Genomic DNA, 21,206 nt, shown 5'->3' with positions numbered 1-21,206 from the left:
AACTTCGGGTCGCCTGTCCGGAACCGAGCAAAGACCTGTTCGACGAGATCGACTACGACGCGAGCGGCGCGGTCAGCCCCGGGGAACTCACCGATGCACAGGAACTGGAAATCCTGCCGGGATAGTCGACCCGGCATTCTCCCTCAGGTACCGTGCGGCTTCTTGCCGGTATGCTTGCGCAGCCGGGACGGGGTGGATTTCCTGCGCCCCTTGTAGGGATTCTTGTCCGCCTGGCTGCGGAAGGTCAGCCGGATCGGCGTGCCCGGCATGTCGAAATCCTCGCGCAATCCGTTGACCAGATATCGCTTGTAGCTTTCCGGCAGTTTTTCGGGATAGGACGCCATGACGACAAACCCCGGCGGGCGGGTCTTGACCTGGGTCATGTAGCGCAGCCTGATCCGCCTGCCTTGCGGCGCGGGGGGCGGGTGTGCTTCCATCATGCCCGCCAGCCAGAGGTTCAGCTTCGCCGTGGTAATCCGGCGGTTCCAGACCTCGTAGGCACGCAGGATCGCCCCGTGCAGCCGGTCGAGGCCCCGCCCCGTCGTGGCCGAGACAGTGACCAGCGGTGCGCCCTTGAGTTGCGGCAGCAGCCGCTCGAAAGCTTCCTTCAGTTCGGCAAGCTTGCCCTGCTTATCGTCCTCGAGATCCCATTTGTTAACCGCCACGACAACCGCCCGCCCCTCGCGCTCGGCCAGATCGGCGATGCGCAGGTCCTGTTGTTCGAAGGGCACCCCGACATCCAGCAGCACCACCACGACCTCGGCGAATTTCACCGCGCGCAGCCCGTCGGAAACCGACAGCTTTTCAAGCTTTTCCTGAACCTTGGCCTTCTTGCGCATACCCGCCGTATCGAAGATGCGCATCGGCGTGCCGTCCCACTCGACCGGCAGGGATATCGCGTCTCGGGTAATGCCGGCCTCGGGGCCGGTCAGCAGGCGGTCTTCGCCGAGGATCCGGTTGATCAGGGTTGATTTTCCGGCATTGGGCCGGCCCACCACCGCCACCTGAAGCGGCCGGGAGCGGGTGATCGCCGGCGCCGCTTCCCCACCCTCCTCGCCATCCTCGGGCAGATCGACATCGACCTCTGGCGCCGCGTCCAGAGCACGTTCGGCAAAACCGTCGGCCAGCGGCATCAGTGCGGCATGCAGATCGGACATGCCTTCGCCGTGTTCGGCCGAAATGCGGATCGGATCGCCCAGCCCGAGGCTGTAGGCTTCGTAGACGCCCGCTTCGCTGGCGTTGCTTTCCGCCTTGTTGACCGCCAGCAGCACATGGGCCGACCTGCGGCGCAGGATGTCGGCAAACACCTGATCGGCCGGGGTCACGCCTTCGCGCCCGTCGAGGATGAACAGGCTCACGTCGGCCATGCCGACCGCCCGCTCGGTCAGCCGCCGCATGCGGCCCTGAAGGCTTTCGTCAGTGGCCTCCTCCAGCCCGGCGGTGTCGATCACCGTGAAGCGCAGATCGCCGAGCCGCGCCTCGCCCTCGCGCAGGTCGCGCGTCACACCGGGCTGGTCGTCGACCAGCGCCAGACGCTTGCCGACAAGGCGGTTGAACAGGGTCGACTTGCCGACATTGGGGCGGCCCACCAGGGCCAGGGTAAAGCTCATCTCGGGCTCGCGCTTGCGGGATTCGGGGCGAAAGCGCCCCTTTACACCGCGGCCCGCCTAACGGAAAGCCGCGAGTTTTCCGTTTCTGGTGACGATATAGAGCGTGCCGTTGACGATCACCGGGCTGGTCGTCGCACCGCCGGGCATTTCGATCGCCCCCAGCAGGGCGCCGTTGCGCGGGTCGAAACTGCGGAGATAGCCGTCGTCCGACGCCACGATCAGCCGCCCCCCGGCCAGAACCGGGCCATAATGGGCATAGACATCGCGATAGCGGCGCGGGCGCTTGTTCTTGAAGCGCGGCAGGTCGATCTTCCAGATGACCTCGCCGGTCGAGGCATTCAGCCGCACCAGTTGCTGGATATCGTTGACCGCGAAAACCGATCCGCCATCCACCCAGACCGGACCCATGGCGCCCTCACTGGCGCTCCAAAGCCGCTCTCCGCTGTCGATATCGAAGGCGGCGGTCTGTCCCGAGGGCGATCCGGCATAGACCGTGTTACCGGCAACCACCGGATCGGCGGCGATATCGGTCACGCCGGCAAAGGCATAGCCACGCCGCTTTCCGGCAAGGAAATCGGACCAGACCCGCAGCCCGCTGAGCCGCAACGCGGTGAAAAGCTCGGTCGAGGAGAAGGGAAAAATCGCATGCCGGCCGGTCACCGCCGGGCCGGCGCCGTTGACGGCGGCCGAGCGCGACGGGCTGGCCTGCACCTCCCATTCGAGGCGCCCGTCACCCACGTTGACCGCAAAACCGCGACCGTCGCGGCTGGAGACATAGACGAGATCGCCCTGAACGGTCGGGGCACCCGATACCGGCGCATCGAACTTCTGGCGCCACAGAACGGCGCCCGATTGCGGGGCGAGTGCGTAGATATCGCCAAAACCCGTTGTCACGAACAGCTTGCCCGCGCCCAGTGCCAGGCCGCCGCCCGACACGTCGCCACCACGGTCGGAGCCGGGAACGAGGCTGCGCGACCAGAGCGCCGCGCCCGCCGTCGAATGGGCCATCACGAGGCTGTGGGAATCGAGTGTGAAGATCCGGCCCGCCTCGACCACCGGGTCGGCGGTGATCCGCGCCTTGCGGGTCTCCTTGCCGCCGATATCCGCGGTCCAGATCAGCACCGGGGCGCTTCTGAGCGCAGGATGGGCGACGCGGTGAAGCGCCGAACCGCCGCGATGCGTCCACGAGGAAAGGTTGACGGCGCGCGGCGCGGAAAACGGAACGTCGCGCGGCCCCTGATATTCACCGGCACCGGCAACCGTGCTTCCATCGGTCAGCGCGTCGCGCACGGCGATACGTTCGCCCGGCAGCGGCTTGTCGCGGGCGCATCCCGCCACCAGCAATGCCAGTGCAACCAGTCCAATTGTCTTTGCAAATGCCTTCACGAACCTGTCCCCCGTCCTTAGCGCCGAAGCCTGGGTTTTCGGCCCATTTCAGGGCCTTGCCACAGCCTTTCAGCCCGCCCCTTCCGCGATATCGGCACCAAGGGCAACAATCAACTGCGAAACCCGGTTCACCAGCGCCTGCGTCAGCCCCGGCTCCTGCAACAATGCCCGTGCCGCCGCCACGGCGGCCTCGGTATCGCCCGCCGCGGCCAGATCGACCACCTTCTGCTCGAGCGCCAGATTGCGGTAGGGCGCGCCAGGCCGGGCGAGCCGGTCGAGAAGCTGGGCGCGAACGTCCGCATCGACGCCGTGCTCGCCCATCATCACCAGCTTGAACGCCGCCAGATCGCTGAGCGTGGCCGAAAGCTCGCTGTTGCCGGCCACCGCACCAAGCGTCGCCGCCGCTGCCGAGGGGTCGTCGGCGGCAAGCTCGTCTGCGGCGACGAGCAGGTTGACCACGCTGGACGCCGCGCCCTGCGCCGGAATTTCCTGCAACGCGATGGCACCCTCGGCGGGCGACTCGTTCTGCAACGCCGCAAGGATGGCATCGCCGAGCGCGCTTGCCCGCGCAGCGCGCTGCGCCTTCTGCCATTCGTTCCACGACGCGCCGCCGACGATGATCACCACCGCCAGAATCCCGATCCAGCCGTATTTCCGCAGGGTGGCGAACAACCGGTCGCGGCGCACGGCATCGGTCACCTCGTCGATAAATGAATCAGCTTCGTGGCTCATGCGTCTGCGCGTCCCATGCAACATCCTCCGGCCCGCGCGATTGCCAGCACGGCCGGTCGCTTCCTCTTATCCTGAATATCCGCCCGAATCCAATACCCGCCGGCGGCGGTTCCCTGCCACCGGGACGGTGGCGCGAGGTTGCGGTGGCAAGGCGACGCAGCTAACCTGCCGCTGCCACCCGAAGGGCGGATCTCGCCGGGGTCAAACCGCTGTGGACAGTGTAAACCTGTCGTTTGTACATCTTGATCGACAAGTCGGGTATAAATGCACACGAAAACGAGAATTTCGAGGTTCGGGCGATGAGAGTGTTTTCGATACTGCTGGCCCTTCTGGCGGCAGGGGCGGTCTATTTGCTGGTGATGCAGCGGGATGCGGTCATGCGCTTCGCCGGAGCCGCGCGCGGAGCCGAGACCGGGGCCGAGACCGCAGCCGAGACCGGCGCCGCAGCGGAGCAGAGCCAGAGCGTCGCGGAAGAGACTGGCCCAAAACGGGTATCCATCGTGGCGATGAAATCGGCCGCCGACGTGATCGACAACGCGGTTCTGGTCCGGGGAACGACCGAAGCGCTGCGCGAGGTCACGGTGATGGCGGAAACCGCCGGCACCATCGTTTCCGAACCGCTGCGCAAGGGAACGATGGTCGATGCCGGTCAGGTCTTGTGCGGGATCGATCCGGGAACCCGTCTGGCGCAGCTTTCCGAGGCGCAGGCGCGGCTGGCCGAGGCCCGCGCCAGCCTGCCGCTGGCCGAGGCCCGTATGACCGAGGCCAACGCCCTGCTGACCGAGGCCGAGATCAACGAAAACGCCGCCAGCAAGCTGATCGAGGGGGGATATGCCTCGGAAACCCGGGTCGCCGCGGCACGCGCGGCGGTATCGTCGGCGCGGGCAAGCATCGAATCGGCCCGGTCGGGGCTCGAATCGGCCACCGCCGGGGTCGAGGCCGCCACCGCCAGCGTGGCGGTCGCCGAAAAGGAGATCGACCGCCTGACCATCGCGGCCCCCTTCGCCGGCGTGCTGGAAACCGACACGGCCGAGCTCGGCTCGCTGATGCAGGCCGGCGCGGCCTGCGCAACGGTAATCCAGCTCGACCCGATGAAACTGGTCGGATTCGTTCCCGAAACCCGGGTCGAAAAGGTAACGGTCGGCGCGCGCGCCGGGGCGCGGCTGGTTTCCGGCACCGAGGTTCACGGCACCGTCACCTTCCTGTCGCGGTCGGCCGATCCGCTGACGCGCACCTTCCGCGTCGAAATAGCGGTTCCCAATGCCGATCTGGCGATACGCGACGGCCAGACCGCCGACATCGCCATCGAGGCGCCCGGCGAATCCGCCCATCTGCTGCCGCAATCGGCACTGACGCTCGACGATTCGGGCCGGCTGGGCCTGCGGCTCGTCCGACAGGATCCCGGACAGGGCGCCGTCGCCGCCTTTGCCCCCGTCACGTTCCTGCGCGACACACCCGGCGGCGCCTGGCTCGCCGGGCTGCCGGAGGAAGCCGACGTCATCGTGGTCGGGCAGGAATACGTGACCGAAGGCGTGCCGCTCGACGTGACCTATCGCGAGGAGATCTCGCAATGAGCCAGACGTACATGATCCGGGTCGCAGCCGGACGGGCACAGCCATGACCGGCATTGTCGACTGGGCATCGCATCACACGCGGATGATCATCGGCATCATCGTGCTGGCAATCGTCGTCGGGGCGGCGACCTATATCAACCTGCCGAAAGAGGGCGAGCCGGATATCGAGATTCCGGCAGTCTTCATCTCGGTTCCCTTCCCCGGCATTTCGGCCGAAGACGCCGAAAAGCTACTGGTCAAGCCGATGGAAACCGAGATGTCCGATCTCGACGGGCTCGACCGGATGAGCGCCACCGCGGTGGAAGGCTACGCCAATCTGGTGCTGGAATTCGAATTCGGCTGGGACAAGGAGGCGACCCTCGCCGAGGTTCGCGCCGCGATGACCAATGCGGAATCCAAGTTTCCCGCCGGGGCCGAGAACTACACGGTGGGCGAGTTCAATTTCTCGGAATTTCCGATCCTTATCGTCAACCTGTCCGGCCCCCTGCCCGAGCGTACCCTGCTGCGGATCGCCAACGCGCTGCAGGACAGGCTCGAAGGGCTGGAACCGGTGCTCGAAGCGGCACTTTCGGGTCACCGCGACGAGATGGTCGAGGTCACGATCGACCCGCTGAAGCTCGAATCCTACAACGTGACGGCGGGCGAGCTTATCAACGCGGTGGTCAACAACAACCAGTTGATCGCCGCCGGCGAGATCGACACCGCCGAAGGCACCTTTTCGGTCAAGATCCCCTCGTCTTTCGACGAGGCGAGCGACATCTACGCGCTGCCGGTCAAGGTGAACGGCGACAGCGTGATCACCCTGGGCGATCTGGCGACGATATCGCTCACCTTCGAGGACCGGACGGGCAGCGCGCGCTTCAACGGCGAAAAGACCGTTGCCCTGCAGGTGGTCAAGCGCAAGGGATACAACGTCATCGACACCGCCGCGCTGGTTCGGCAGACGATCGACACCGAACGCGCCAAATGGCCGCCCGAACTGCGCGACGCGATCGAGGTCAGCGTGTCGAACGACCGCTCGATCGAGGTGCAGTCGATGGTGACGCAGCTGGAAGGGTCTGTGCTGACCGCTATCGGGCTGGTGATGATCGTGGTTCTGGCGGCGCTCGGCCCGCGGCCCTCGCTGCTGGTGGGCTTCGCCATTCCCACCTCGTTCCTGCTCTGCTTCGTTTTCCTCGCCATCACGGATGTGGCCATTTCGAACATCGTGATGTTCGGCCTGATCCTGGCGGTCGGGATGCTGGTGGACGGCGCGATCGTCGTGGTCGAATATGCCGACAAGCGGATCGCCGCGGGCACCGGCCCGATGCACGCCTATGTCGAGGCGGCCAAGCGCATGTTCTGGCCGATCGTCAGTTCCACCGCCACCACGCTCTGCGCCTTTCTGCCGATGCTGTTCTGGCCCGGCGTCTCGGGCGAGTTCATGGGCATGCTGCCGATAACGCTGATCTTCGTGCTGTCGGCATCGCTGATCGTGGCGCTGGTGTTCCTGCCGGTCATGGGCGGCATATCCGGGCGGCTGGCGCGCAGCTTCCATCGCATGGCCGAGGCGATCCGATCCTGGCCCTGGCTGCTGAAGGCGGCGCTGGTGCTGCCGTCGATGTACGCGATCTTTCTGGGTGCGATGCAGGTGCTTAATCCCGCCTATCTGCTGCCGGGCGAGGCCCCGGGGCTGGCGGGCCGGCTGATCGGCCTGTTGCTGATGTTCTTCGGCTCCTTCGCCACCGCCGTCACCGTCGATGCGGCCAAGCCGCAATGGCGGCGCAGGCGGGTCGAGGCAGGGCATCGCCGGACGGCGTTCGGGCGAATTGTCTGGTTCATCACCGCCAACCCGGTGATGCCGCTGGTGACGGTCGTCGCGGTTGGCCTGTTTGTGGCATCGACCTTTTCGCTCTACGGCCAGCACAACCGGGGGGTGGAGTTCTTTGTCGAATCCGAGCCCGAGCAGGTGCTGATCTACGTGCGCGCGCGCGGCAACCTCTCGCTCGACGAAAAGGACGCGCTGGTGCGCGAGGCCGAAGCGGTGATACTGGCCGAACCCGGGGTCAGGAGCGCCTTCGCCTCGGCCGGCGACGCGGGGCTGAACGCCAACACAGGCGGCGCGCAGAGCCCGCGCGACACCATCGGCCAGATCCAGATCGAACTGGTCCGCTGGGAAGATCGCCGCGACCGCCCCGATCTCGACGGCGATCTGGTCCTCGCGCGGCTCGCCGAAAAACTGGCCGAACTCCCGGGGATCTACACCGAAACGCTCGACCTCGCCATGGGGCCGGCGGGCGGCAAGCCGCTGCACCTGCGCCTGAGCGGCAACGACTGGGCGGACCTGCGTAAAGCGGTTGAAACCGCCGAGGCCAAATTCGCCGCCACCCCCGGCGTGACCGGAATCGAGGATACCCTGCCCCTGCCCGGTATCGACTGGCAGATCGACGTCGATGTCGAGAAGGCCGGCCGCTACGGCGCCGATGTCGCGACGGTGGGGGCAATGGTGCAACTGGTTACCCGTGGCATTCTGCTCGATACCATGCGCGTTCCGACCTCGGACGAGGAGATCGACATCCGCGTCCGCCTGCCCAAACCCGACCGCCTGCTCTCGACGCTCGACACGCTGAAGGTGCGGACGGCGGACGGGCTGGTGCCGCTGTCCAATTTCATCACCCGCAAGCCGGTGCCGAAACTGGCCCGGATCGACCGGGTCGACGGCCAGCGGATCTTCGATGTCCGCGCCGACGTGGTGCCGAACCTCGTCCGGCTGGTGAACAGGCAGGGCGAAACCGCCGGGATTGTCAGCACTGATAGCGCCGCCGGCGAGATGGCGGGGAGAATTCGCGAAGAGGGCCTGACGGCTGTGCCGGTCACCGCCACCGAGCGGATAGCCCTGCTGACCGGATGGCTGGAAACCGAACAGCCCCTGCCCGATGGCGTAAGCTGGCAGTGGACCGGCGACATGGAGGAACAGGAGGACAGCCAGGCCTTTCTGATCAATGCCTTCCTCGGCGCGCTCGGCCTGATGTTCATCATCCTGCTGACTCAGTTCAACAGCCTCTACAACTCACTTCTGGTGCTGACGGCGGTGGTGCTGTCGGTCTCGGGCGTGCTGATCGGAATGATGGTGATGGGACAGCCGTTCTCGATCATCATGACGGGCACCGGGATCGTGGCGCTGGCCGGGATCGTGGTGAACAACAACATCGTCCTGATCGACACCTATCAGGAGTTCAGCCAGTACATGCCCCGGATCGAAGCCATCGTCCGCACCGCGGAACAGCGGCTGCGGCCGGTGCTGCTGACCACGATCACCACCATCGCCGGCCTGACCCCGATGATGCTGGGCATCAGTCTCGATTTCTTCAACGGCGGCTATTCGCTCGACAGCCCGACGGCGCTCTGGTGGAAGCAGCTTGCCACCGCGGTGGTCTTCGGGCTGGGCACGGCAACGGTGCTGACGCTGATCTTCACCCCCGCCATGCTGGCGCTGCGCATCTGGTTCTGGAAGGGTGCCTACGGCATGTCCCGCCAGATCCGCGCGTTTGGCGGGGGGCGCGGCAGCCGGGCGGCGCAGGACCGCGCCCTGAACCGCGCCGCCTCGCGGCTGGGCGCGCCCGAGCTTGTCTGGCTGTCCGGGGATGGGGCGCCGGCGCCGGCGCAACCCGGCGAGGAATCAGGGCAATCGCCCCTTCTGCTGACCGATCCGAAGCCGGCTGCCGAGAGCGGAAAACCCGGCGGCCCGCCAATGCGCGCGGCGGAATAGGCGAATCCTGCCGGCGCGGTTGCGGGTGGCAGAAGGCAACCGGCGGAACAGCGCCAGAGTCACCCGGAATGGTCTGTTCCGTCTATCCGTTCTGCCCGTTTCCTGGCGATCCGGGCAGCCGCGCGGCGATCATGCGCTTTTCCCGTTCGTCCTTGGCACTTGAAATCGCGTAATAGGTAACCGCGGCATATCCCAGAAGGCATGAGAACATTATCATTGGCGCCGACATCGGTTTGACCTTGCTGGCAAACAGGTTGTTCATCTCCCGCTCGACAAGGAAACGCGCATCGGGCTTCAGCTTTTCCACGTTCGAGAGAAAGGAATTGGTGCGCTGACCAAAATACTGGACAAAGTAGTTCGTCGTATTCAGTACGTTCATCCAGCTCGTAAAGCTGGGAATTGGCGGGGTATATATCAGGCTCATCGCGGTCGCCAGCGAACCGCTGGTGAAAAGCCGGCTGGCGGCCTGCTGCCGCAAGGCGACAAGCTCGACAACCTCCCTGCTGACAGGATGCCCCCGGTCAATCCCGTATCGGCTCAGGATCCGGGTAATCTCCTTCTCGGAGATGAATGAAAACACGAACATAGACCTTACGCCGGTTACCGTGTTGGCCATCGTCGGCCTGATAAAGGGCGCCGGAGAGGGGCTGTAAATCTGCATCGCGGTCTGCAAATAGGGTAGCCGCCGCGCCACCTCGTCCTTCGCCGCGTTCCGGATGTTCCGCTTCTGGCTTTCGAGCAGGCTGATACTGGCGCCCTGCGGCGGCAGGTACGGAGAAGCGACCGAACGGCGAAAGGTATCGTAGATCGAACCGGCATACCCGAACGGCCCCGAACCGGGCGCGCCGCGCCCTGCCGCCCAGGTGTTATAGCCGCACCAGATCGCCAGAACGGGAAGCGCAACCAAATTCGGATGCTCGCTGGAAAACGAACGGAATTTCTGAAATGGCGATGCGATCTGCTGGTCGGCAGGATGGGGGTCGGACATGCATGCAATCCTCCGCACTCCGGCGCGGATGCCCGATCATGGCACCACGTCCGAAAGACATACCCGCTCCGCCGCAGGATATATCTGACCTTGCGTCAAATCAACACGGCTCCGGCAACGGCCGGTTCATGCCGCGTCCACCCCGCTTTCCTCGGCCCGTTGCGTCGCCCACATCGCGGCATAGCGGCCATGTTCGGCCAGCAGGTCGGCGTGGCTGCCGCGTTCCACCACCTCGCCATAGTCGAGCACGACGATCTGATCGGCCTCGACCACGGTCGAAAGCCGGTGGGCGATCATGATGACGGTGCGCCCCCGGCCCATCCGTTTCAGGCTGGCCTGGATATCCTGCTCGGTCCGGGTATCGAGTGCCGAGGTCGCCTCGTCCAGCAGCAGGACCGGCGGATCCTTGAGGATCGTCCGCGCGATCCCGACGCGCTGTTTCTCGCCGCCCGACAGCTTCAGCCCGCGTTCGCCGACCTGGGTTTCATAGCCGTTGGGCAGACCGCTGATGAAGTCGTGGATCTCGGCGGCGCGGGCGGCCGCCTCGACCTCTTCCCGGCTGGCACCGGGGCGGCCATAGGCGATGTTGTAATAGATCGTGTCGTTGAACAGCACCGTATCCTGCGGCACCACGCCGATGGCGCGGTGCAGGCTTTGCTGCGTCACCGCGCGCACATCCTGCCCGTCGATGCGCAGGCTGCCACCATCCACATCGTAGAAGCGGAACAGCAGCCGTCCGATGGTGGACTTGCCCGAACCCGTCGGCCCGACGATGGCGAGGCTGTGCCCGGCCGGCACCGTGAACGACACCCCCTTGAGGATCGACCGCTGTGGATCGTAGGAAAAACGCACGTTGTCGAACACGATCGCACCGCCGGTCACCTTCAGATCGGCCGCGCCGGGCCTGTCGGTGATTTCGGCCGGCTGGTCGAGCAGGTCGAACATCTGCCCCATGTCGACAAGGCTCTGCCGGATTTCACGATAAACCGTACCGAGGAAGTTCAGCGGCATGATGATCTGAAGCATGTAGGCGTTGACCATGACGAAATCGCCCACGGTGAACGTTCCCGCCGTTACCCCCCAGGCAGCCATGACCATCACCGCGACCAGCCCGGCATTGATGATCACCCCCTGCCCCAGATTGATCAGCGCCAGCGAATAGGCGGTCTTGAGCGCGGCGCTTTCGTAGCCCGCCATCGCGGCATCGTAACGCTCGGCCTCGCGCCGGTCAGCGCCGAAATACTTGACCGTCTCGAAGTTCAGCAGGCTGTCGATGGCGCGCTGGCTGGCCTCGTTGTCCTGGTCGTTCATCTCGCGCCGGATGCGGACGCGCCATTCGGTGATGGCAAGGGTGAACCAGACATAGAGGACGATCGTCACCGCCAGAACCAGCAGGAAACGCCAGTCGAACACGCGCGCCATGATGATGCAGACCAGAACCAGTTCCAGCACCAGCGGCCCGATCGAGAACAGCAGGAAACGCAGCAGAAAGGCCACGCCCTTGACCCCGCGCTCCATGATCCGGCTGAGTGCACCGGTCTTGCGGCTGATGTGATAGCGCAGCGAAAGCGCGTGGATATGCTCGAAGGTCCGCAGGGCGAGCTTGCGCAGCGCCCCCTGCCCGACCCGGGCGAAGATCACGTCGCGCAGTTCCTGAAAGGCGATGTTCAGCATCCGCGCCAGGCCGTAGGCGACGGTCAGGCCCACCGCCCCAAGCGCCAGCATGGTGGTTCCGCCCGGGCTGTCGCCGGCCAGCGCATCGACCGCCCCCTTGTAGAAGACCGGCGTCGTCACCGCGATCAGCTTGGCCAGCACCAGCACGACAAGCGCCGCGACGACGCGCACCTTCACCTCCGGTTCGCCCTCGGGCCACAGGTAGGGTATCACCCTGCGGATGACGGCAAGCCCGCGCTGCCGTTCCTGCCGCTCGATCTCGTCACTCATCGGTCGCGCCCCGTGCTGTCTGCCGTGCTGTCTGCCGTGCTGCCTGCGGCGCAACCTAGGCGCTGCCCGGCGCAAAGGCCAGCGGCGGCGGCCACCCTTGCCCCGGCCGGAACGCGCTGCTAGGGCTGCCAAAATCCGAGCGAAACAATCGAGCAAGACCTTCGTGCCCAGCCCCCCCCGCCTGCGGATCGACGCCATAACCCGCCACTTCGACGGGCGCGACGTGGTTGCCGGCGTCTCGCTCGAGGTGGCGCCGGGGCAGGTCACCTGCCTGCTGGGGCCATCGGGCTGCGGCAAGTCCACCACGCTGCGCATCGTTGCCGGGGTGGACCGGCAGAGCAGCGGGCGCGTGCTGGTCGGGGATCGGGTCGTTTCGGGCGACGGCTTCCACCTTGCGCCCGAACGGCGCGGTATCGGGCTGATGTTTCAGGATTTTGCGCTGTTTCCGCACCTGAGCGTCGGCGACAACGTGGCCTTCGGGCTGAATGGCGGGTTGCGCGGCAACCGCAGGCGGGTCGAGGATCTGCTGGAGCGGGTCGATCTGCACGGCTTCATCGATACCTATCCGCACCAGCTTTCGGGCGGCGAGCAGCAGCGGGTGGCGCTGGTACGCGCCCTTGCCCCACGCCCGGCGATCATGCTGATGGACGAGCCGTTCTCGGGGCTCGACAACCGGCTGCGCGACGATATCCGCGACCGCACGCTGAGCCTGCTCAAGGAGGAGAACACCTCGGTCCTGCTGGTCACGCACGAGCCGGACGAGGCGATGCGCATGGCCGACGAGATCGCGCTGATGCGTACCGGCCGCATCGTTCAGCAGGGCGCGCCCTATCACATCTACAACAACCCGGTCGATCGCGCCGCCGCCGCATTCTTTTCCGACATCAACGTCGTCAGGGGCATCTCGCGCGGGGCGCTGACCGATACGCCGTTCGGCCAGTTCCTGACGCCCGGCCACGCCGACGGTGCCGCTGTCGAAATTGTGATCCGCCCGCAGCACCTGCGCATCGACTTCGACCGGCAGGGGCGCGGCCCCGGACCGACCGCATCCGACGGTGTGGCAGCGCGCGGTATCGTCGAGCGGGCGCGGTTCATGGGGCGCGAAAGTCTGGTCGAATTTCGCATGGATTACGATGCATCGCTGCTCAAGGCCACGGTACCGGCGGTTTTCCTGCCCAGACCGGGAACGCCGCTGTGGCTGACCCTGCGCCGCGACCGCTGCTTCGTCTTTCCGGCGGATCGTGCCACCGGCGGTCTGTAGCCCCTTTTTCCGCACCTGCCTGCGGTTTTGGGGCTTTGAAGTCATCGGGGAAACTCATACATAGTGCCGAACGGTTGCAACTCGGGGCGTGGGCACATCGGTGCCGGCCCCTTCAGGGAGAAGAAGATGGGAATTGGAAACATCGGCATTCCCGGCCTTATCCTCATCGCTGTCGTCGTGCTTGTGCTGTTCGGGCGCGGCAAGGTCTCGTCGCTGATGGGCGAGGTCGGCAAGGGCATCACCGCCTTCAAGCGCGGCGTGGCCGAGGGCAAGGAAGAGATCGAGGACAAGTCGGCGACCGCCGCGCGCGACGTGACCCCCGAGGAAAAGACCGAGAAGGACAAGGCCTGAGCCCCTGGCCGGGCTGAACCGCGATGTTTGATCTCGGATGGAGCGAACTGCTGCTGATCGGTGTTGTCGCGCTGATCGTGGTGGGGCCGAAGGACCTGCCGGTGATGTTCCGCAACCTCGGCCGGTTCACCGCGCGCCTGCGCGCCATGGCGCGCGAATTCACCCGCGCGATGGAAGAGGCCGCCGAGGAATCCGGCGTCCGCGAGGTCTCGAAGGATTTGCGCAACATGACCAGCCCGAAGGCGATGGGCGTGGATGCGCTGAAAAAGGCGACCAGCCTCGACGATCTGAAATTCGATCCGCTTGGCGAGGACGACGAGGTGGCCGACGAAGCCGCGGCAACACCGCCGCGCCCGCGCGGCCCCGAAACGCAGAAACTGGCCGAAGAACGCGCCGAAGCGACCCGCAAGCTGCGCGAAAGTTCGGCCGCACGCGCGGCCGCAACGCTGGAGGCAGAAGCGGCCGAGCGGGCCGCGCCCGCAGAGGCACCCGCCGATACCGGCGCGGACAAGGCATGAGCGAGCTTTCATGAGCGAACGCCCCGACGACGAGATCGACGATACCTCGGCACCGCTGATCGAACACCTTGCCGAGCTGCGCACCCGGCTGATCCGCTCGGTGATGGCGTTTTTCGTCGCCATGTGCGTCTGCTTCTTCTTTGCCGAACCGATCCTCAACACGATGGTCGAGCCGATCGCCGAGATCCTGCGCCGGCGCGGCGAAAGCCCGCAGCTCATCTTCACCGCCCCGCAGGAGAAGTTCTTCGTCCTCATCCGGATTTCGATCGTCTTCGGTCTTGCGCTCGCCTTTCCCTATATCGGCTACCAGATGTGGCGGTTCGTGGCGCCGGGGCTCTACCGGTCGGAAAAGAACGCCTTTCTGCCCTTCCTCGTCGCCTCGCCCATCCTGTTCCTGATCGGGGCGAGTTTTGCGCATCTGGTGGTTACACCGCTGGCAATGAACTTCTTCATCGGCTTTTCCGATGCGATCCCGACACTTGCCGCGATCCTTACCGGCGAGGAGGTTCCGCAGGCGGCGCAAAGCGACGAATTGCGCACGATCTTTCTCGGCTCGGTGCGCGAAAGCCTCGATCTGTCGCTGCGCTTCATCCTCGCCTTCGGCATCTGCTTCCAGTTGCCGGTGCTGCTGACGCTGATGGGCAAGGCGGGGCTGGTATCGACCGAGGGGCTCAAGGGGGTGCGCAAATACGCCATTGTCGGCATCCTGACGCTGGCGGCGCTGGTCACGCCGCCCGATGTGATAACGCAGGTCATCCTGTTCAGCGTCGTCTATTCGCTCTACGAGGTGTCGATCTTCCTCGTGGCGCGGGTCGAGCGGCGGCGCAACGCAGAGTTGCGCGCCATGGGCCTGCTCGACGACGACGAGGCCGAAAGCACCTGATGCCAACCGATTTTACCGCCGAAGAACTGGACCGTATCGCCTCGGCGCTGGAACGTATCGCCCCGGCGCCGGCACAGGCGCCCGATTTCAGCGTGGCCGAGGCCTTTGTCTGGCACACCTCACCCGACCGGCTCGTCCCGGTGGCGCGGGTCAACCGCGTCGCCCTGCCGCTTCTTGTCGGCATCGACCGGGCACGCGACACGCTGGTCGAAAATACCCTTCACTTCGCCCGCGGTCTGCCGGCCAACAATGCCCTGCTCTGGGGCGCGCGCGGCATGGGCAAGTCTAGCCTGGTGAAGGCCGTGCATGCCGAGGTCAGGGCACGCGGCGGGAATCTGAAGATCGTCGAGTTGCAGCGCGAAGACCTGCCCAGCCTGCAACGGCTGCTCACCCTGCTGCGCGCGGCGCCGGCGGTTCGTTTCCTTCTGTTCTGCGACGACCTGTCGTTCAGCCACGACGATCAGCACTACAAGTCGCTCAAGGCGGTGCTCGACGGCGGGATCGAGGGGCGGCCGGAGAACGTTCTGTTCTACGCCACCTCGAACCGGCGCCACCTGATGCCGCGCGACATGATCGAGAACGAGCGCTCGAACGCCATCAATCCCTCCGAGGCGGTCGAGGAAAAGGTCTCGCTCAGCGACCGGTTCGGGCTGTGGCTGGGCTTCCATCCCTGCTCGCAGGACGAATATCTCACCATGATCCGCGGCTATTGCGATGCCTTTGGCGTGAAGATCGACGCCGATACCCTGCGCGCCGAAGCCATCGAGTGGCAGGCAACACGCGGTGCCCGTTCCGGTCGGGTCGCCTGGCAGTTCTTCACCGACCTTGCCGGCCGGCATGGAATCGCGCTCGGCACCTGATTCCTGCAGCCCCGAAGACCGGTCCGGTTCACCGCCGAAAGACGGCATTGAGCCCATTGTGACAAAAATCATGAGCGCGGAGCCGGGCCGGCGGACGACCGCGGGGGGCCGCTGCTACGCTGGCGGTCTTCACTTTATCGTGCCGTCACACCGAACGCCCGTTCGGTGCGCGACAGCGAGGAAGCGGCCGCCCGTGCGGGCGGTCGGCCGCTGGCCCGGCGGGGCTGGCGCCCCTTGTTCCGGGCCGGGCTGCCATTCGAACGGCAGCTTCGTCCGCATCGCCGACGTTGCGAACGGTCGGCCCCAATGGCGTTGGCATGACCGCACTGTCGGCGCGGATATCAGAAAAAGCCGCCGGCGCAACGCACCGGCGGTTTCAGTCCGCCTCGCCCGGATCGGCGCCCGGAGCCGGCTATTTCAGATAGGTCGACGGATCCACCGCGTCGACGCCTTCGCGCACTTCGAAGTGCAGGAAAGACGAATCCCCGCCGCGCACCCTGGCGATCGACTCGCCGCGACCGACGCGCTGGCCCTTCTTGACCTGAACGCCATCGACGTTGGCATAGACCGTCAGCACCCCGCCATCGTGGCGGATCACGATGATCGGCACGTTGTCGGTGTCCTTGGTGATGGCGGCGACGGTTCCGGCATCGGCGGCCTTGACGCTCGCGCCCGGGGTGGCCGAAATGTCGATACCATCGTTCTTGCCCTTGCGGAAGTCGCGCACGATGCTGCCGGAGACCGGCGTGACCATGCGCGCATTCGATGCCGAGGCCGCCGTCGCCTGCGCGCCCAGGTTGGGCGAGGCCGGCGCACCCTCGGGTTTGGCAGCCGCCGTCTGTTTCGCCGGCGGCACCGTCTTTTCGTCGGGCAGCGGCGCGGTCGAACTGGGCGGCAGCGGGGTCGGCGAGCCGACACCCGGCGCGGTGGTAGTGGTCGCGGTCTCGACCGGTGGCGCAGCCGCGCCGACCACCACGGGGATCAGCAGGTACTGACCGGTGCGAACCGTCATGTCGGCCCCGAGCCCGTTCCAGTCGGCCAGCGATTTCACCGAGACGCCATAGAGCCGCGCGATGGAATAGGCGGTTTCGCCCCGCGCCACCTGATGGCGCACCGGCTCCTTGCCGGCCTGTACGGTGCCCGCCGGTGTCGGCGCGCTCGATCCGCCGGAACGGCTGATCGCGTTGCCGGCAAGCGTCTGGACATCGACCGCCCCCGGCGCCGCAACGGTGGCTGTGGTCGCGGTCGCCACCCGGCGCGGCAGGGCGAGCAACTCGCCCGCGTTCAGCACCGTTTCCATCGGGATGCCGTTATAGCGCGCAAGCTCGTCGGCCGGCACTCCGACACGGCTTGCGATATTGGCCACCCGGTCGCCGGGCTGGGCCACCGCAACCTGATAACTGGGATAGGATATCACGCCCCGCGCATCGGGCTGGGGCCGCTGCGCGGTTTGCACATTCACCGATTCAGCGGTGTTGAAGCCCTTGCCCAGGCCCCGCATGTCGAGATCGAACGTACGGTTCTCGCAGGCGGCAAGAGCCAGCGAGCCGGCACAAAGGATCAGAATTCGACGCATCTACTCTCACTCCTCAAATCCGTGCCCTCTTTTCGGGGCTTGCGCCGGGCCTCCGGCAATCGCATGCTGGCCGGTCTCATTCCCGTCCGAGCCCTTCGACCAGCGGCACGAAGCGGACCGGACACAGTTCCTCGTATTCGTATCCGGTCTCGGTGCGCCGGACCCGGATCAGTGTCTGGACCGCATCGGACTGGCCGACGGGCAACACCATGATACCCCCTATGCGCAATTGCGCCAAGAGCGGCCCGGGCGGGTCCTCGGCGGCTGCGGTGACAAGGATGCGATCGAACGGCGCATGATCGGGCAGGCCGTGGCTGCCATCGGCCAGAAAGGTGATGATATTGGTCAGCCCCAGATCGTCGAACAGCGCCTGCGCCTGGGTTTGCAGCCGCTTGTAGCGCTCGACAGTATAGACCCTGCGCGCAAGCTGCGACAGGATCGCCGCCTGATAGCCCGAGCCGGTGCCAAGCTCCATCACCTTGTCGCGCGGGCTCACCTCGAGCGCCTGCGTCATCAGCCCGACAATGGACGGCTGGCTGATGGTCTGCCCGCAGATGATCGGCAGCGGGCAATCCTCGTAGGCGCGATCGGCAAAGACACCCTGCACGAAGCGGCCGCGGTCGATCTTTTCCATCGCCGTCAGCACGCGCGGGTCGGTCACCCCGTGCGAGCGCAGGGAAAACAGGAACTGCATTGTCTGCTCCGCCGACCAGCTCATTCCAGCGCCGCCCTGAGCGTTTCGATCCGGTCGTGGGCGGTCAGGTCACAGCGCATCGGCGTGACCGAGATATAGCCGTCGAGATTGGCCTCGACATCGGTTCCGGCACCGGTCCGCACGTCCTGGCGGCTGCCACGCACCCAGAGAAAGCGCCGCCCGTTCGGCGCGCTGGTCGGCTCGACCGAAAACACGCTGCCCACCCTGAGCCCCTGCGTGGTCACGCGCATCCCCCTGACCTCGGCCGCCGGAACCGGCGGGAAGTTGACGCTGTAGAATGTCCGGTAGCCGCCGTTGCTGTCCCAGATGCCGTTGTCGAGCAGCCGGCGGACAAGATCGGCGCCAAGCCGGGTCGCGGGCTCGTATTCGTCGTCGAGCCCGGCATTGCCCGGGCCATAGAACTGCGACAGCGCGATTGCCGGCAACCCCTGAAGCGCAGCCTCCATCGCGCCGCCGACCGTGCCGGAATAGACCGTGTTCTCGCCCGAATTGTTGCCGCGATTGACCCCCGAAAGCACCAGATCGGGCGGCGCGTCCCGCATCACGTCGTGCACGCCGGCCAGCACGCAATCGGCCGGGCTGCCCTCGGCGGCATAGCGGCGCTCGCCCATGCGGGCGATCATCGTCGGGTGGGTATAGCTGATGCAGTGGCCCACCCCGGATTGCTCGAACGCGGGGGCGACGGTCCAGACCTCGCCATCGGGGCCCGCCACCTCGTGCGCGATGGAGTCGAGCACGGCAAGCCCCGGCGCGTTGATCCCGTCGTCGTTGGTGATGAGAATGCGCATGATCGCCCCGTATCGTTGCGCCCTGCTTAGACCTCCCCTACCGGCAGGGCAAGCAAGTGCGATTGACCGGTCTCGCCAGCGGGGAAAATTCCGGCGGATGCGCCGGTTTCAGTGCGCCGTCCCGGCAAGCCGGGCCACCAGCCGGGCGCCCTCTTCGCGCAGCGGGGTCAGCGCGCCGGTGTCCTCTCCGGGGAAAAAGCGCGCGCGCAGGGCCGTCGGTACGGGCCGGGGTTCGAGGATGACCACCTCGGGGCCGGTGCGCACCGTCTCGCCCTGCCACGAGCGCGCCAGCGCCATCTGCGCCGCCTTGGTCGCGCCGTAGCAGCCGAAATAAGGCTGGCCGGCGCGGTCGTCGTCGAGAAACACCGCCCTGCCCCCGCGCGCTGCCAGCAGCGGCGAGACATAGGTGATGAGGCGCCGCGTCGCTTCGAGGTTGACGGCGACCGACGAGTCCCACGCCTTGCCCTCGACCATCTGCGTCGGCGTCAGCGCGGCGGCATGAATCGCGGTATGCACCCACAGATCCGCCCCGCCCCAGCGGTCGAAGGTAGTGCGGCACAGGTGCTGCATCGCGCCGTCATCGGTCACATCCATCGGCGCAAGCGTCGCCTCGCCGCCCCGTGCCCGGATGCGGTCGTCAAGCTCCTCCAGCCCGCCCACGGTGCGGGCGACGGCGAGGACGTGATATTCGGGTGCAAGCGCCTCAGCCATTGCGGCGCCGAGGCCGCGGCTTGCGCCGGTCACAAGGGCAAGTCTGGTCATGGGGCGCACTTGCACTGCCCGCCCGCCCGCGTCAAGCGACGGCGCGCGTCATCCCTGCGGCATCTGAAGCCTGCGTGTCCGCGAACCGGTCTTCAGCACCAGGGAATCCGCGTCGATCGCGACGACGGTCGCCCGGCCGACCCGGTTTCCCGGCGCCACCTTCTCGATCCGTCCGGATGTGTGGCGGACAAGCGCGGTGCGCGCGTCGTCGGTCCCGAAGGTACCCAGCAGGACAAGTTCGTCGAGCGCGATGGTGTTCTTCTGCGTTGCCGCCTCGGCAACGGTAGCGTTTTCGGACATGGACATCCCCGATTGCGCCCGGCGCAAACCGCCGAAACACCGCATGCGGAGTTGCGACGGCTCACCGACACCGGGCAGGAAACACAAGATCGAAGATCGCCGTGATATGGCCGGCACTCGGATCGGCAGCGGCGATATCAGCCGTACCGTCGCTTCGAAAGTCACCCGATCACGCGACAGGCCGCCGTGGTGAAATTCCGCCGGCGGGCCATTCCCCGGCGGCAACAATCCGCGAATCGCACCGCCTGCGGGGCCGGCCCGCCTTCACAATGGCGGCATCGCTTTCTATTCGGCGGCGGTCTTCAGCTTGAAGCCGCGTTCCACCATGTCGGCAGGCTCCACCGGATATTCACCCGAAAAGCAGGCGTCGCAGTATTGCGGCACGCTCGGGTCACGGCCGCCGGCCTCGCCGACCGCACGGTAGAGACCGTCGAGCGAGATGAATTTCAGGCTGTCCACCGCCAGATGTTCGCGCATCTCGTCCTCGGACATGGTCGCCGCCAGCAACTTTTCGCGCTGGGGCGTGTCGACACCATAGAAACAGGGCCAGGCCGTCGGCGGCGAGGCGATGCGGAAATGCACCTCGGCCGCACCGGCATCAAGGATCATTTCCTTGATCTTGCGGCTTGTGGTGCCGCGCACCACGCTGTCGTCGACAAGGATCACCCGTTTGCCGGCGATCAGGGCGCGGTTCACGTTCAGTTTCAGCCGCACGCCCATGTTGCGGATCTGTTCGGTCGGCTCGATAAAGGTGCGCCCCATGTACTGGTTGCGCACGATCCCCATGGCAAAGGGAATGCCGCTTTCCTGACTGAACCCGATGGCGGCGGGCGTGCCCGAATCGGGCACCGGGCAGACCAGATCGGCCTCGACCGGCGCCTCGCGCGCAAGCTCCACCCCGATCTGGCGGCGGGTCTCGTAAACCGAGCGGCCGCCCAGAATCGAATCGGGGCGCGAGAAATAGACGTGTTCGAAGATGCAGAAGCGCGGGCGCCGCTGTTCGAACGGCTTGTGGCTGCGCACCCCTTCGTTGACGGTGATCACCAGCATTTCGCCCGGTTCGACCTCGCGCACGAATTCGGCGCCGATGATATCGAGCGCGCAGGTTTCGGAGCTCAGCACCCAGCCGTCGCCGATCCGGCCCAGAACCAGCGGCCGCACCCCCAGCGGGTCACGCACGCCGATCAACTTGGTGCGGGTCATGGCGACC

General features: G+C 66.3%; 18 protein-coding genes. 7 read left to right on the top strand and 11 right to left on the bottom strand.

All coding sequences use genetic code 11. The features are described from left to right. Nucleotides 1-143: 143 nt before the first annotated feature. The 3 genes from der to ACK5IR_RS07195 form a co-directional block, all read right to left on the bottom strand. Complete coding sequence (gene der, locus ACK5IR_RS07205) at nt 144-1,610, bottom strand: ribosome biogenesis GTPase Der (RefSeq protein ID WP_416927369.1); 1,467 nt, start codon at nt 1,608-1,610, stop codon at nt 144-146. Nucleotides 1,611-1,667: 57 nt separating this feature from the next. Then, complete coding sequence (locus ACK5IR_RS07200) at nt 1,668-2,996, bottom strand: PQQ-binding-like beta-propeller repeat protein (RefSeq protein WP_416927367.1); 1,329 nt, start codon at nt 2,994-2,996, stop codon at nt 1,668-1,670. A gap of 69 nt (nt 2,997-3,065) precedes the next feature. Continuing rightward, nucleotides 3,066-3,728, bottom strand: coding sequence for a tetratricopeptide repeat protein (locus ACK5IR_RS07195; RefSeq protein ID WP_416927365.1), 663 nt, complete (start codon nt 3,726-3,728; stop codon nt 3,066-3,068). Between the two features lie 299 nt (nt 3,729-4,027). On the opposite strand from ACK5IR_RS07195, the gene ACK5IR_RS07190 reads away from it, so the two are divergent. Next, a complete protein-coding gene (locus ACK5IR_RS07190) occupies nt 4,028-5,302 on the top strand; it encodes an efflux RND transporter periplasmic adaptor subunit (protein ID WP_416927363.1) in 1,275 nt (424 codons plus the stop codon). A gap of 43 nt (nt 5,303-5,345) precedes the next feature. Further along, nucleotides 5,346-9,050, top strand: coding sequence for an efflux RND transporter permease subunit (locus ACK5IR_RS07185; RefSeq protein ID WP_416927361.1), 3,705 nt, complete (start codon nt 5,346-5,348; stop codon nt 9,048-9,050). A gap of 82 nt (nt 9,051-9,132) precedes the next feature. Here the strand turns inward: ACK5IR_RS07185 and ACK5IR_RS07180 are convergent, their stop codons facing one another. After that, entirely contained in the window at nt 9,133-10,038 is a 906-nt protein-coding gene (locus tag ACK5IR_RS07180) for a hypothetical protein (RefSeq protein WP_416927359.1), read from the bottom strand. A gap of 126 nt (nt 10,039-10,164) precedes the next feature. After that, complete coding sequence (locus ACK5IR_RS07175) at nt 10,165-11,982, bottom strand: ABCB family ABC transporter ATP-binding protein/permease (RefSeq protein WP_416927357.1); 1,818 nt, start codon at nt 11,980-11,982, stop codon at nt 10,165-10,167. A 163-nt stretch (nt 11,983-12,145) separates the two neighbouring features. Here ACK5IR_RS07175 and ACK5IR_RS07170 point away from each other — a divergent pair, with 163 nt between their 5' ends. The 5 genes from ACK5IR_RS07170 to ACK5IR_RS07150 all read left to right on the top strand — a co-directional run bounded on the left by ACK5IR_RS07170 (nt 12,146) and on the right by ACK5IR_RS07150 (nt 15,855). Further along, nucleotides 12,146-13,243 (top strand): ABC transporter ATP-binding protein, encoded by a 1,098-nt coding sequence (locus tag ACK5IR_RS07170; RefSeq protein WP_416927355.1) that lies wholly within the window; start codon nt 12,146-12,148, stop codon nt 13,241-13,243. 126 nt (nt 13,244-13,369) lie between these two features. Further along, nucleotides 13,370-13,594 carry a twin-arginine translocase TatA/TatE family subunit gene (locus tag ACK5IR_RS07165; RefSeq protein ID WP_416927353.1) on the top strand — a complete coding sequence of 75 codons (225 nt, stop codon included), beginning with the start codon at nt 13,370-13,372 and terminating at the stop codon, nt 13,592-13,594. 23 nt (nt 13,595-13,617) lie between these two features. Beyond that, nucleotides 13,618-14,112 (top strand): Sec-independent protein translocase protein TatB, encoded by a 495-nt coding sequence (gene tatB / locus ACK5IR_RS07160; protein ID WP_416927351.1) that lies wholly within the window; start codon nt 13,618-13,620, stop codon nt 14,110-14,112. 10 nt (nt 14,113-14,122) lie between these two features. Further along, complete coding sequence (tatC, locus tag ACK5IR_RS07155) at nt 14,123-14,995, top strand: twin-arginine translocase subunit TatC (protein ID WP_416927349.1); 873 nt, start codon at nt 14,123-14,125, stop codon at nt 14,993-14,995. After that, nucleotides 14,995-15,855: an ATP-binding protein gene (locus ACK5IR_RS07150; RefSeq protein WP_416927347.1), complete on the top strand. Its 861-nt coding sequence runs from the start codon at nt 14,995-14,997 to the stop codon at nt 15,853-15,855. The genes tatC and ACK5IR_RS07150 overlap by 1 nt, the downstream gene beginning before the upstream one ends. A gap of 412 nt (nt 15,856-16,267) precedes the next feature. Here ACK5IR_RS07150 and ACK5IR_RS07145 read toward each other — a convergent pair whose 3' ends face one another. From ACK5IR_RS07145 to ACK5IR_RS07120, 6 genes are all read right to left on the bottom strand, one after another. Continuing rightward, the gene (locus tag ACK5IR_RS07145) at nt 16,268-17,431 is read right to left on the bottom strand and encodes a peptidoglycan DD-metalloendopeptidase family protein (RefSeq protein ID WP_416927345.1); all 1,164 of its coding nucleotides are present in this window, start codon (nt 17,429-17,431) and stop codon (nt 16,268-16,270) included. Nucleotides 17,432-17,507: 76 nt separating this feature from the next. Next, a complete protein-coding gene (locus ACK5IR_RS07140; RefSeq protein WP_416927343.1) occupies nt 17,508-18,149 on the bottom strand; it encodes a protein-L-isoaspartate(D-aspartate) O-methyltransferase in 642 nt (213 codons plus the stop codon). Beyond that, the gene (gene surE / locus ACK5IR_RS07135; protein ID WP_416927341.1) at nt 18,146-18,934 is read right to left on the bottom strand and encodes a 5'/3'-nucleotidase SurE; all 789 of its coding nucleotides are present in this window, start codon (nt 18,932-18,934) and stop codon (nt 18,146-18,148) included. Before surE ends, ACK5IR_RS07140 begins: the two co-directional genes overlap by 4 nt. Nucleotides 18,935-19,042: 108 nt before the next feature. Beyond that, nucleotides 19,043-19,696, bottom strand: a complete 654-nt coding sequence (locus tag ACK5IR_RS07130; RefSeq protein ID WP_416927339.1) for an SDR family NAD(P)-dependent oxidoreductase — start codon at nt 19,694-19,696, stop codon at nt 19,043-19,045. Nucleotides 19,697-19,744: 48 nt separating this feature from the next. After that, entirely contained in the window at nt 19,745-19,996 is a 252-nt protein-coding gene (locus tag ACK5IR_RS07125) for a hypothetical protein (RefSeq protein WP_416927337.1), read from the bottom strand. A 285-nt stretch (nt 19,997-20,281) separates the two neighbouring features. After that, nucleotides 20,282-21,206: amidophosphoribosyltransferase (locus ACK5IR_RS07120; RefSeq protein WP_416927335.1), on the bottom strand; the 925-nt coding region annotated here is incomplete at its 5' end.

Origin of the sequence: Tropicimonas sp., assembly GCF_047971885.1 — a bacterium.
GTDB lineage: Bacteria > Pseudomonadota > Alphaproteobacteria > Rhodobacterales > Rhodobacteraceae > Tropicimonas.
Note: the sequence above shows the minus strand (reverse complement) of the source record. Positions and strands in the feature narration are given on the sequence as shown.

Coding starts and splice junctions, on each gene's coding strand:
- tatC (WP_416927349.1), top strand. CDS start 14,123: ATGAGCGAACGCCCCGACGACGAGATCGACGATACCTCGGCACCGCTG.
- ACK5IR_RS07185 (WP_416927361.1), top strand. CDS start 5,346: ATGACCGGCATTGTCGACTGGGCATCGCATCACACGCGGATGATCATC.
- ACK5IR_RS07125 (WP_416927337.1), bottom strand. CDS start 19,996: ATGTCCGAAAACGCTACCGTTGCCGAGGCGGCAACGCAGAAGAACACC.
- der (WP_416927369.1), bottom strand. CDS start 1,610: ATGAGCTTTACCCTGGCCCTGGTGGGCCGCCCCAATGTCGGCAAGTCG.
- surE (WP_416927341.1), bottom strand. CDS start 18,934: ATGCGCATTCTCATCACCAACGACGACGGGATCAACGCGCCGGGGCTT.
- ACK5IR_RS07195 (WP_416927365.1), bottom strand. CDS start 3,728: ATGAGCCACGAAGCTGATTCATTTATCGACGAGGTGACCGATGCCGTG.
- ACK5IR_RS07150 (WP_416927347.1), top strand. CDS start 14,995: ATGCCAACCGATTTTACCGCCGAAGAACTGGACCGTATCGCCTCGGCG.
- ACK5IR_RS07180 (WP_416927359.1), bottom strand. CDS start 10,038: ATGTCCGACCCCCATCCTGCCGACCAGCAGATCGCATCGCCATTTCAG.
- ACK5IR_RS07190 (WP_416927363.1), top strand. CDS start 4,028: ATGAGAGTGTTTTCGATACTGCTGGCCCTTCTGGCGGCAGGGGCGGTC.
- tatB (WP_416927351.1), top strand. CDS start 13,618: ATGTTTGATCTCGGATGGAGCGAACTGCTGCTGATCGGTGTTGTCGCG.
- ACK5IR_RS07165 (WP_416927353.1), top strand. CDS start 13,370: ATGGGAATTGGAAACATCGGCATTCCCGGCCTTATCCTCATCGCTGTC.
- ACK5IR_RS07130 (WP_416927339.1), bottom strand. CDS start 19,696: ATGACCAGACTTGCCCTTGTGACCGGCGCAAGCCGCGGCCTCGGCGCC.
- ACK5IR_RS07140 (WP_416927343.1), bottom strand. CDS start 18,149: ATGAGCTGGTCGGCGGAGCAGACAATGCAGTTCCTGTTTTCCCTGCGC.
- ACK5IR_RS07175 (WP_416927357.1), bottom strand. CDS start 11,982: ATGAGTGACGAGATCGAGCGGCAGGAACGGCAGCGCGGGCTTGCCGTC.
- ACK5IR_RS07145 (WP_416927345.1), bottom strand. CDS start 17,431: ATGCGTCGAATTCTGATCCTTTGTGCCGGCTCGCTGGCTCTTGCCGCC.